Annotated in this window: 12 protein-coding genes; 4 read left to right on the plus strand and 8 right to left on the minus strand. The window is 36.8% G+C overall.

All coding sequences use genetic code 11. The features are described 5' to 3' along the window. Positions 1-20 precede the first annotated feature (20 nt). Positions 21-1373, plus strand: coding sequence for a hypothetical protein (locus IX38_RS03185; protein ID WP_034701450.1), 1353 nt, complete (start codon positions 21-23; stop codon positions 1371-1373). Between the two features lie 3 nt (positions 1374-1376). Here the strand turns inward: IX38_RS03185 and IX38_RS03190 are convergent, their stop codons facing one another. From IX38_RS03190 to ileS, 8 genes are all read right to left on the minus strand, one after another. Further along, complete coding sequence (locus tag IX38_RS03190) at positions 1377-1928, minus strand: hypothetical protein (protein WP_034701452.1); 552 nt, start codon at positions 1926-1928, stop codon at positions 1377-1379. Positions 1929-1930: 2 nt separating this feature from the next. Next, entirely contained in the window at positions 1931-3097 is a 1167-nt protein-coding gene (locus IX38_RS03195; RefSeq protein WP_034701454.1) for a hypothetical protein, read from the minus strand. 30 nt (positions 3098-3127) lie between these two features. Then, positions 3128-3772: a SanA/YdcF family protein gene (locus tag IX38_RS03200; RefSeq protein ID WP_034701456.1), complete on the minus strand. Its 645-nt coding sequence runs from the start codon at positions 3770-3772 to the stop codon at positions 3128-3130. A 15-nt stretch (positions 3773-3787) separates the two neighbouring features. Beyond that, positions 3788-4426 (minus strand): lipoprotein signal peptidase, encoded by a 639-nt coding sequence (locus IX38_RS03205; RefSeq protein ID WP_034701459.1) that lies wholly within the window; start codon positions 4424-4426, stop codon positions 3788-3790. After that, complete coding sequence (locus IX38_RS03210) at positions 4426-4611, minus strand: DUF2683 family protein (protein ID WP_034701460.1); 186 nt, start codon at positions 4609-4611, stop codon at positions 4426-4428. The genes IX38_RS03205 and IX38_RS03210 overlap by 1 nt, the downstream gene beginning before the upstream one ends. A gap of 20 nt (positions 4612-4631) precedes the next feature. Beyond that, positions 4632-4877 (minus strand): DUF6576 domain-containing protein, encoded by a 246-nt coding sequence (locus IX38_RS03215; RefSeq protein ID WP_034701462.1) that lies wholly within the window; start codon positions 4875-4877, stop codon positions 4632-4634. Positions 4878-4959: 82 nt separating this feature from the next. Next, positions 4960-5340, minus strand: a complete 381-nt coding sequence (locus IX38_RS03220; protein ID WP_034701463.1) for a TraR/DksA family transcriptional regulator — start codon at positions 5338-5340, stop codon at positions 4960-4962. A 59-nt stretch (positions 5341-5399) separates the two neighbouring features. Then, the gene (gene ileS / locus IX38_RS03225; RefSeq protein WP_034701466.1) at positions 5400-8900 is read right to left on the minus strand and encodes an isoleucine--tRNA ligase; all 3501 of its coding nucleotides are present in this window, start codon (positions 8898-8900) and stop codon (positions 5400-5402) included. 631 nt (positions 8901-9531) lie between these two features. Between ileS and IX38_RS03230 the strand changes: the two genes are divergently transcribed. The 3 genes from IX38_RS03230 to IX38_RS03240 are packed head-to-tail and all read left to right on the plus strand — an operon-like array spanning position 9532 to position 12101. Beyond that, positions 9532-10824 (plus strand): phenylacetate--CoA ligase family protein, encoded by a 1293-nt coding sequence (locus tag IX38_RS03230; protein ID WP_034701468.1) that lies wholly within the window; start codon positions 9532-9534, stop codon positions 10822-10824. A 12-nt stretch (positions 10825-10836) separates the two neighbouring features. Beyond that, on the plus strand, positions 10837-11439 hold the full coding sequence (locus tag IX38_RS03235) for a hypothetical protein (protein ID WP_034701471.1): 603 nt from the start codon (positions 10837-10839) through the stop codon (positions 11437-11439). A gap of 59 nt (positions 11440-11498) precedes the next feature. Beyond that, the gene (locus tag IX38_RS03240; RefSeq protein ID WP_034701474.1) at positions 11499-12101 is read left to right on the plus strand and encodes a hypothetical protein; all 603 of its coding nucleotides are present in this window, start codon (positions 11499-11501) and stop codon (positions 12099-12101) included. The last annotated feature ends 25 nt before the right edge of the window (positions 12102-12126 follow it).

Below are 12126 nucleotides of genomic sequence, written 5' to 3' on the forward strand. Positions count from 1 at the left end.
TGTACAAACACCTCTTTCATATGGGAAATAGCAATTTTTTGTCTCCAAAGCTGTTTAATGCACTTAAAAGTTTATGGATCTTATTACTGATCTTCATTGTATTAGATTTTGCAGGCAATTATTTTTATCCCGAAAAGAATAATGCGCTGTCCAAAGTTTTGGATTACCTTTCCTATACCTTAAGCAGCCTGTTTTTCCTCTGGTATTTTCTGATCAACAGACGCTGGAAATCTGTGCTGATCATCCTTCCTTTTATGATCCTTCTGTTCTTTTTCATGAAAGGGATCCGGAATATGGTGGATTATTACATCCCGTTTGAAGAAATCATCAATTCTGCTACGCTGAGAAAATACACTTACCTGATCATACAGTTTACCACCGTTTTTGTGGTGTCGAAAAGATATTTGGTGGAAGAGGAAATCAATATCAAGCGGCCGTTACTTAAACTGTTCCTGCTGAACCTGGGGATTTTTGTTCTGTATAATACAGATCTCGGCCTGATAGAAAAGCTTATCGGATCAGCTTCCTATGATTCGAAGTCTACAGAATTTATTGTTAATTTTATCTATTATACCCTTTCCAGTATAAAAAGTGTAGCTTATTTGGGAGCGTTTTTATTTTTGACAGCCTGTCTGGCCAATCGTGAAAGCTTTTATACATTTTCAAAAGACGCACTGCAAACGGCTAACCGGTACTTTGGTCCTACTGTGCTTATTGTGATCAGTTGCATCATGTTTTCATTCGGAGGTCTTCTGGAAAGTGCATTCTCCCTGGAACTGGACTTTTTCGGAAAAGACCTTACCCTTTCGGGCTGGATGAATATGATCGTTCAGGTCGTGTTTTTCGTGATCTGCACAAGATTTACAGGCCAGCTGGTCAAGGAGAGAAGCATGTTGAAGCAAAAATATTACGGAGCAGTCGGTGCTTCGGTATGGCTCCCGGTGATCAATATTATTTCACTTTTAATGATCAGGTTTGATGATAAAATTAAATTTCTGTCACCTTCCAATATAGAGAAAGCCAAAAAAATACATTTAGCCATTATTTCCCTTCTGGTCATATTTCAGTTCAGAAACGGACTTATGGAAAAGAAAATGGACGATATTATACTCTGTGTAATTTACATCGCTGCTTTTTGGTTGGTGGCCTATATCAAGAAATTTACGTGGCTTTTCCCAGTTGTCCTGGGAGTTGTGGTTACAGTGATCAAAGTTTATCCTTTTTACAACGGAGTCTATACTCAGGAGTTTGTTTTTAAGGAATATGTTTTAAATCTTCTTAAACACACCTTCTCCATTGCGCTTGTGCTTACCGTTATTGTCTTTCATGGAGTTTACTATATCGCTTATCAGGCTTTGAATACCAAAAAATAAGAACTATTTCTTTCTGAGGATGATGGATGCTTTATTAAACATGCTGTTACCGTCAGCATCATTAGCTTTTACTTTATAGTCGAGGGTGTATTTGCCGTCTTTTTTGATCGGAATTTCCGTTACTTTTTTTTCAAATTCCCATGAAGCGTTTACTTCCTTCTTTTCTTCCACTTTTGTACTGTCAGAATCGCTGTTATATTCAGAGGTCTGTTGTTCAGGAATCTCTTTTTCATCTTCTTCTTCCTTTTGTTTTGTGTAGGTAGAATTGATGATGTGCTTTTTATCAGCGAACATTGGGACAGAAGAATTCTCTACTGTATTCCCATTCATACTGAGGTTGTAGATGAAATCAAAGGATGGAAGCACTCCGTTCTTTACAAAAGAGGCATCCAGCTTGCTCCAGACCACGATAATGTCGCCTTTTTTCAGCTCAAGACCATCAATGGTGTTAACCAGCTGCATATCTACGGGAGCTTCTTCCGTTATTTTTTCACCCACAGGATTGCAGGAAAAAATAAAAAGGGAGGATAATATAATAAGAGATAATGGCTTCATAATTAGATTTTTAAATGTTTACTGAAGTAATCATTCATTAAAGCAGTCATATTATTACCCTCTTTGTTGGTTCCGCTGATGAGGTAAAACTGCCCTTTTGGGGTTTTTATGGAACTGATGATGAAATATCCGGTAGTATCTTTTACATAGCCGCTATCGTCTTTTGCGCTTACGAGGATGCTGTTACTGCTGAGCCGTCTGACGAATGTAAACTCATCATCCGTGCTGTATTTGTCCATAAAATATCCGGATCTCAGGCGGTTCTCAAAAGGAATTCCGTCAAAGGTTCCTGAGAAATTAGAGTTAGCGATAAGGGCGGTCTGATCCAGTGCACTTTGGCTATGCGTATTATCACGGTAAAGATAAAGGTCAAAATTATCCTTTTTGATATATACGCTGTCGTTATTTTTCAGAAAATATTTAAGTTCTTTTTCAAGAGAAGTATAATAAAGCTTATAATTTCTTAATTCCGCTTCAGAAACACCGGGCTTTATCTTTTCCCAGGTTAAATTTTCAGCCTGAATTTCCTTATCAAATGAAAGGATGTTTTTTGCTTTCTTATAAATTGAAAACAGCGAAGCATACTGAAGTTTCTCATCATTATATTTGGGAATCTCTGCGGTATACAGATAATAGGTTTTGCCCGCAGGATCATATTGGCGGAAGTACAGTTTTTTACGGCCGAATGAATCTATATACAGTAGAGAGTTTTTATCCTCGGAAATAATCTTTTCCGGTTCATTGTATTTTTTGATGTCTGCAACCGGAAATAGGTCCGGATTATCAGATTTTCCTACAAAAAGAAGCTCACCGGAATCACCGTCCGAAAAATCATTTTTGATGCTGATTCCTTGATGGATTAGAGTTTCATCGCCGGCTTCAGCCTTTTCAGGATCTGTGAGGTTGACATTGGAACTGGAAAATGAATATTCCTTCACATAATTGTTCAAAGGAAGCATTAAATCAATGGTATCAGCAGAATCAATGTCGTAAGAAACCCTGGTCAGCAATATCTGCTTCTGATCTTCAGCCTTCCGGATAGAATCTATCTGTGCCTGGGGAATTCCCAGCAGCTGGTCATTGTATTCATCAGTTTTTACAACTTCTTTCTTGCACGAAAGCAGAAATAAGAGAATGAATGTGAGGAATGTATAATAGATTTTTAGCATAGCCTAATTTATGACTTTAAAGTAATACAATTATTTTATTTCAATCTTTTCTCCTCCGAACTTCGGCTGCACCCCGAAAAGCAGGTCCCAGTACACTTTTGCTTTTGCCAGGTACTCTCTGAGATTCGTTTTTAACCCCGCATATTTATTGACATCATTCGCATTATACCCAAATGCTTCCATTCCGTTTTTCCTTGCAAGAAAGACGGCCCTTTCATTGTGGAACTTCTGAGAGATGATCACCAGCTTATTCTGTCCGAAAATATCCTTAGCCCTGATCACCGAGTCCAGTGTTCTGAACCCGGCATGGTCCATTACAATTCTGTCCTTCGGAATGCCGTACTGCATCAGGGTAAGCTGCATGTCTTCCGGCTCATTATAATCTTTTGTGCTGTTGTCTCCGCTTACGATGATGTACTTTATCTTTCCGCTTTTATACAGGTCTATGGCAGCCTGTATCCTGTTGTAGAAATAGGCATTCGGCATTCCGTTGCTTAATGTTTTTCCGGTTCCCAGCAGCAGGGCCACTTTAGTTTCAGGAACATCGGAGATCTTGTAAGAAACGAACGGGCTGCTTTCTTTTCTGATGCTGTAATTGGCCCAGGCTATAAAAATAATTCCCGCTGCAAGAAGCAGAAGGAAAATTTTAAAAATATTTTTGATTGCTTTTTTCATCCGGAATACTGGTTCTTAGAATTCGAGTCCGTTAGGGAAAGCTTTTTTTCTGAATATTAACAGTAAAGCGGCACCTACCGTTATGGCAGAATCGGCCACATTGAAAATATACTTGAAGAATTCAAGGTGTTTACCGCCGATCAAAGGGACATTGTCAGGAACATACCAGTCTACCAGAGGAAAATGAAGCATATCCACCACACAGCCTTTCATAAAAGAAGAATAGCCCTGCCCGAAAGGAACAAATTTTGAAATTCCCCCGTATCCGATCCATCGGTCGATGCTCGGGTCATAAACCGTTCCGCTGTCGAAGATAAGTCCGTAAAACATTCCGTCAATGATATTTCCGATAGCACCGGCAAAAATAATAGCCATTGGGATCAGAAGATAATTGGAAGCTCCCTGTTTCAGCCATTTCCTGAACATATAAACCATTCCGCCAATCAGGAAAAGTCTCAGGATCACCAGGAAATATTTTCCGATGATTCCTCCGAAGTGAAGCCCGTAAGCCATCCCCGGATTCTCCACAAAAGTAAGCTTGAAGCCAGGAAGAACATTAACACTGTCGTCCAGATTGAAATGGGTTTTAATGTAAATTTTTGAAGCCTGATCAATTAACAATACCAGAAATGTTATAGCTAAGATCTTTTTCATTACAATCCTTTTGGTTTAGACGGTTTCTCCGGGTTTTTCTTATCGAAAATTTTCTTGGCCACTTTTTCTGTATGGAATGTGTTCTTGGTTTGAGCTCTTTCAAATTTAATGTTCATTTCCTTTAAAACACTTTTCAGTGCACTCAGTTCCATAGGGTTTTTAGGATGTACTATGATAGATTCCATTTTTTCTTCTGTTTTTAAATTTACATTTTGGACAGCTCATCGAGTCTTTTCCTGTCTTTTGCAGACAGATCATTGATCCCGTTTTTGCCCATCTTACTCAAAAGTCTGTCGATTTCTTTTTCTCTTTCCCTTTTATCAGAATTAAACTGATCATCAATGGTGTAGTTCTTCTGCCGGTCAGGAAAGAATCTGTCTCTTATCCGGGCCCTGTTGAAAAACAGTAGAACTGCAGCAATAATAATTAGTAAAATCAATACTCCGCTCATGGGTAGGCATTAAAAATTAGGTTTATAAAGTATCCGTGAATACGATATAAACCCAATAGTATTTTTATAAACCTTTAACGGCTTATTTCTGCATATTTTTCGCTTCAATGCTTAGTGTAGCATGAGGAACGGCTAAAAGTCTTTCCTTAGGGATCAGCTTTCCTGTCACTCTGCATACGCCGTAGGTTTTATTTTCGATTCTGATCAAAGCATTTTTAAGATCACGCACGAATTTCTCCTGACGGCCGGCCAGAATGGAGTTCTGCTCCTTACTTAGAGTCTCTGCTCCTTCTTCAAAAGCTTTGAATGTAGGAGAAGTATCATCGGTCCCATTATTCTGGTCGTTGATGAAGCTTTCTCTGATCAGCTGTAAATCTCTTTCCGCCTTTTCTATTTTTTCTTTAATGATAGCTTTAAATTCTTGTAAATCAGTATCATTATATCTTACTCTTTCGTCTGACATGTTCTTTTCTCTTTTTTAATAAAATTATGAAATGGAATTTAAAAAACAATAACTATATGTTAATTTTTTTCAACATTTATCTTAAATTTAACCTCATCTATCTCGATTTCGTTAAAATTTGAAAGTGAAGATACAATTTCTATTTTATTTGACAAGACCTCCGATGAAATATATTCTTCATTTTTCTTAATATCATTCAGGAAAGGAGAATTTTCTTCCAGGAAAATGTTGATTCTGTCCGTCAAATCGAAATCCTTATCCTTTCTCAAGTTCTGAACTCTGTTGATGAATTCTCTTGCGATCCCTTCAGATTTTAATTCGTCTGTTAACGTCAAATCTAATGCCACAGTTGTTTTTCCGTCGGAAGTTACCGTCCATCCCGGAATATCTTTTGTTGAAATTTCAACATCAGCAAGGGTAATTTCGTAACCCTGAACATCAATTTTTCCTTCTTTTTCTAAACCTGAAATTTGTTCTGCTGTAAGATTTGAAATCTCTCCTCCAACTGTTTTCATGTCTTTTCCAAGCCTTGAACCTAGAGTTTTAAAGTTAGGTTTTATCTGTTTTACAATTAAATGTGATGCTTCTTCGGCATTTATTAACTGTAATTCTTTAACATTTACTTCTTGTTTTATTAACTCTGCAACTGCCGAGATTTGTTCTTCCGTTTTCTTATCCAAAACAGGAATTAATACCCTTTGAAGAGGTTGTCTTACTTTTAAACTTTCTGCACGTCTGATTGATAATACTAAACTTGTTATGGTTTGCGCCAAGTGCGTTTTTTCTATCAGATCCTGATCGATCAAACTTTCGTCCGCAACAGGGAAATCTGTCAGGTGAATAGATTCACTGCTTTCTTTTCCTGTTACTTTATTTAAATCCTGATACAACTGATCCATAAAGAACGGAGCGATTGGCGCAGATAATTTGGCAACAGTTTCCAGACAGGTATATAAAGTCTGGTAAGCAGAGATCTTGTCGTCTGAGTAATCTCCTTTCCAGAAACGTCTTCTGCACAATCTTACGTACCAGTTACTTAAGTTGTCATTCACAAAAGTGTTGATGGCTCTTGCCACTCTTGTCGGTTCATAATCTTCGTAGAATGCTTTTACTTCTTTAATTAATAAATTTAATTCAGAAAGAATCCATCTGTCGATTTCCGGGCGGTTTTCAATATCTTTTTCAGAATAATTGAATCCGTCAACATTCGCATATAATGCAAAGAATGAATAGGTGTTGTAAAGTGTTCCGAAGAATTTTCTTTGAGTTTCCTCAATTCCCGGAGAATATTCAGCAAAGTCTTCTCCTTTTTCCTGGTCTGGTTTTACCCATGAGAATTTTAAATTTTCCCAGGGATTGGCATTAGAAATCATGTACCAACGGGTTGCATCAGGACCATATTTGTTGACTGTGTAAAAAGGATCAACAGTATTTCCTAAACGTTTTGACATTTTCTGACCAAAAGCATCCAAAACAAGCCCGTTGCTCATTACATTTTTATAAGCAACTGAATCAAAAACTGTCGTTCCGATCGCATGAAGCGTGTAGAACCAACCACGGGTCTGGTCAACACCTTCCGCAATGAAATCTGCAGGGAATGCTTTATGATTATCAATTAATTCTTTATTCTCAAAAGGGTAATGCAGCTGCGCATAAGGCATCGAACCTGAATCAAACCAAACGTCGATCAGGTCGCTCTCACGATTCATTGCTCTTCCTGAAGCTGAGACCAAAATTACTTTGTCAACGATGTTTTTATGTAAATCAACCAAAGAGTAATTTTCTTCAGACATATTTCCGATCTCAAAACCTTTGAACGGGTTTTCTGTCATGAATCCTGCTTCGATAGATTTTTCGATCTCGTTGTACAGTTCTTCTACAGAACCGATGATGATTTCTTCTTTCAAATCTTCAGTTCTCCAGATTGGCAACGGGATTCCCCAATATCTTGAACGGGAAAGGTTCCAGTCGTTTACATTTTCAAGCCAGTTGCCAAAACGTCCTTCTCCGGTAGACTTTGGCTTCCAGTTGATTTCTTTGTTTAAGTCTACCAATCTGTCTTTTACAGCGGTCATTTTCACAAACCAGGAATCCAATGGATAATATAAAAGCGGCTCATCAGTTCTCCAGCTGTGTGGGTAACTGTGAACGTATTTTTCAACTTTGAAAGCTTTGTTCTCTTTTCTTAATTTTAAAGCAATTCTTTCGTCAACAGAAAGGTAATTTTTCAAATCTGCGATGATTGATTTTAATTGTTCTTTCTGAATGTTGAATTCTGTGCTTTTTTCTTCGTCATTCAGATATTCCGCTTTTACATATTCGTTAGCAAAACCATAGACTTCATCTTTTACTACAGATAAAAATCTACCTTGTAAATCTACCAAAGGAACCGGGTTTCCATTTTCATTTAAAACCAACATTGGCGGAACTTCAGGGGTAGCTTCTTTAGCCACTTTCGCATCATCAGCACCAAAAGTCGGCGCGGTGTGAACGATACCTGTTCCATCTTCTGTGGTAACAAAATCTCCTGAAATTACTCTGAAAGCGTTTTCCGGATTTTGGTAAGGTGTGGCATAATCTAATAACTGCTCATATTTAATTCCAACCAAATCAGCACCTTTGAATTCTGCCAGAATTTTAAAAGGAATGATTTTGCTTTCTGAATTGTAATTGACAAAATCTTCGTCTGTCCCTTCACTGAATTTTTTTGCAAACTGTTTTCCAACCAAAGCTTTAGCCAAAACAATATTGATTGGTTCAAAAGTATACTGATTGAAAGTTTTTACTAAAACATAATCGATTTTTGGTCCTACAGTTAAAGCGGTGTTAGAAGGCAACGTCCAGGGAGTTGTTGTCCAGGCTAAGAAATGTACGTCTCCAAAACCTTGTAAGAACGAAGGCAATGTTTCCGGCAATGTCTTGAATTGCGCAACAACCGTTGTGTCCGAAACATCGCGGTAAGCTCCCGGCTGGTTTACTTCGTGTGAAGAAAGTCCGGTTCCTGCTTTCGGAGAGTAAGGCTGAATTGTGTAACCTTTGTACAATAATCCTTTATCGTACAATTGTTTCAACAGCCACCAAACCGTCTCCATATATTTTGACTTGTAGGTGATGTAAGGATCTTCAAGGTCTACCCAATACCCGATTTTCTCGGTAAGGTTGTTCCAAACATCCGTATAACGCATTACCGCCTCACGACAAGCTTTGTTGTAATCTTCAATAGAAATTTTATTGCCAATATCTTCTTTAGTGATTCCTAATTCTTTTTCTACGCCCAGCTCCACAGGAAGTCCGTGTGTATCCCAACCCGCTTTACGGAAAACCTGTTTCCCGTTCTGAGTCTGATAACGACAGAAAATATCCTTTAATGCTCTGGCCATAACGTGGTGAATCCCGGGCATACCGTTTGCTGAAGGCGGACCTTCATAAAAAACAAACTCAGGTTTCCCCTCACGAATCTCAACACTCTTATTGAAAGTTTTATTTTGTTTCCAAAATTCCGCTACATTTTCGGCTACGTCAATAAGGTTGAGGTTTTTGTATTCTTTAAATTGGCTCATTGTAATATCTCAATATCGTTGATTAATTAAGTTGGCAAATTTACTAAAATTTGTCGGTTTATAATATATGTTTTATTTTGATAGTATGGATTAAAAAGTTCTGTTTCAGAAATATAAATGTTTGGATTGATTATTGGTGAATTGTCAATGGTGAATGAGTCAATTTTTTAAATCTAATTTTAAAAAAAAATCTGAAATTTTCGGTGATTTCTATCAATAGGCGCGGGCTTTAGCCCGTTTAATTTAAGGTGTTTCCAATTGGCTTTAGCCAAAACTTAAAATTTCTTGCTCGCGCATTTTCTAACACAAAGTTTTAATTTAAATAATAACTAATATCAAGTGAGCAAAGAAGAATCAACAAGTTGATTTGATGAAGCTTTGTTTTCAAGTTTCGTGCAGCAAATTTATTTGCCTTTGCCATCTGAAATCAAAACTATAATAGTTAAATCTTTGCGTTTAAATTGAAACACAAATAACACAAATGTTTTTCACTAATAAACACAAAAGTTAAAACACAATCATCTGTGAAAATTCGTGTTGATCTGTGGTTAAAAATTCAACACATAATATTTTAATCATTCCATCTTTTAATTTTAAATTAAATAAATTTGTCACTTAAAATAAAAAACCATTGGAATTCTATCCATCAATCGAAAAATCGGACATTCAGGAAATCAAAAAGTTTCAGGAGCAAAAACTTCAGGAACTATTAATTTATCTTGAAAACAATTCGCCTTTTTATCAAAAAGTATTTAAAGAAAACAATATCAATATAGCTGATATTCAGACGGTGGAAGATTTACAGAAAATCCCGACAACAACTAAGAATGACATTCAGCAGAATAATGATGATTTTTTCTGTATTACGCGGGATAAAATTGTTGACTACAGCACAACTTCAGGAACTTTGGGTGATCCTGTAACTTTCGGATTGTCAGATAACGACCTTGAAAGGCTGGCTTACAACGAAGCTATTTCCTTCGTTTGTGCAGGAATTCAGAAAGGTGATGTTGTACAGATGATCACAACTATTGATAAAAGATTTATGGCAGGTCTGGCCTATTTTTTAGGCTTAAGAAAAATGGGTGCAAGCGTTGTCAGAATGGGACCCGGAATCCCCGAACTTCAATGGGATTCTATTTTTAGGTATAAGCCGAAATATTTAATTACAGTTCCGTCTTTTTTGTTGAAGATGATTGATTATGCTGAAAAACATGGTGTTGACTATAAAAATTCCAGCATTTACGGCGCGATATGTATCGGAGAAAGCATCAAAAATCAGGACTTTACAGATAATATTCTTTCACAGAAGATTAAAGAAAAATGGGATATTAAATTATTTTCAACTTACGCTTCCACAGAAATGAGCACAGCCTTCACGGAATGTGAGCATCAAATCGGAGGACATCAGCATCCGGAATTAATTATCACGGAAATTCTTGATGACGATGGAAATGTAGTTCAGGAGGGAGAAAGCGGAGAATTAACCATTACAACTTTAGGTGTAGAAGCTCTTCCATTGTTAAGATTTAAAACCGGAGATATCGTAAAAGCTCATTATGAACCTTGCCAATGCGGAAGAAATACAATGAGATTAGGCCCTGTTGTCGGTAGAAAACAGCAGATGATCAAATATAAAGGAACAACGTTGTATCCGCCTGCCATGAATGATATTTTGAATGATTTTAATAATATTTTGTGTTATCAGATCGTTATCCAGTCGAATGAAATTGGACTGGATGAAATTATCATCAAATTAAGCACAGAACAGGAGCATGAAACTTTCGTCAATGAAGTTCGTGACCATTTCCGGGCAAAGCTCAGGGTAAGTCCTAAGATTGAAATCATTGATTTTGATGTTTTGTCTAAAACTGTTTTTAATCCAAACAGCAGAAAACCAATCACATTTATAGATTTAAGATAATAAGACCAGAGGATGAAAAAAATATTATTTCTTTTGTTAATTGCTCTTTCTGCCGGTGTTATGGCTCAAAGGGTAAGAGTTGTTTCCGGAGATTACAAGTTCCTGAAAGATCAGAAATTCATCAAAGTAATTTTCAAATTTGATGGCGTTACTTTTGCGAAAAAGAAGATCAGTGAGGATCAGTATATCAAAGATAGGATGGAGGATATTGAGCAGACTAGCGGTAAAGAAGAATCTGAAAAATGGAGAAAAGACTGGGAATATTCAAAAGAAAAAAGTTTTCCGGATAAATTTTTAGCTTCATGGAATAAAAATATCGACATCAAGGCTGCCACAAACATTGAGCAGACGAAATATACCCTTATTGTAGAGCCTACATGGATTTCCCAGGGATGGTTTGCCGGAGTTGTCAACGAGCCTGCAAAATTGGATTCCAGAATGACCTTTATAGAAACAAATAATCCCGATCATGTTTTACTGGTTGTTGAAGGAGTTGGAGCAACAGGTGATAATGTGATAGGAATTCCAAATCATAATGACCGGATCGCAGAATGCTATGCAAAAACTTCTAAAATGTTGGCTCTGAAAGCAAACCACTACAAAGAAAAAAAGTAATAATTGATTGCTTTTTTATAATATATTTGAAACTTCAATTTTTTAGAAAAATTATAACTATGAAAAAACTATTATTTCTATTGTTTTTTGCAATTTCAACAGTTGCAATGGCCCAGAAATTTAAAATTCAAAGCGGAGACGCAAAATTCTTAAAAGGAATCGAAACTGTAAATGTCGTTTTTGATTATTCAGGGATGAAACTGATGAAAGAAAATTATACAGAAGAAGAATATATTCCAAGAAGAATAGAAGAACTTAACAAAAAAACTGAAGGAAGCGGGGATATCTGGAAAAAACAATGGCAACGAAGCAAAGAAGAGCTGTGGAATCCGAAATTCATCACGACATTCAATAAAGTTTTGTCAAAAGAAAATATCAATACAAAGCTGAAGGAAAATGCTCAAAGTCCATATACATTGATTGTTAAAGTAAAATGGGTTTATCCGGGTTGGGATGCCGGAATTATGAAGCAGTCTGCAAAGGTGACTACGCAGCTTACTTTTGTTGAGACGGATTCTAAAAAAGTATTGTGCGACATAGAAAGTGTAGAAGCTCCGGGAGATCAGTGGGGAAGTAATTTTAATAATGAAACCAGGGTAGGAGAAGGTTTTGCCAAAACCGGTAAAACTCTTGCTCAGAGAATCGAAAGAGAATTGAAATAAAACAAAAACCGGTCTGAAAATATTC

Origin of the sequence: Chryseobacterium luteum (assembly GCF_000737785.1) — a bacterium.
In the GTDB taxonomy this organism is placed as follows: Bacteria; Bacteroidota; Bacteroidia; order Flavobacteriales; family Weeksellaceae; genus Chryseobacterium; species Chryseobacterium luteum.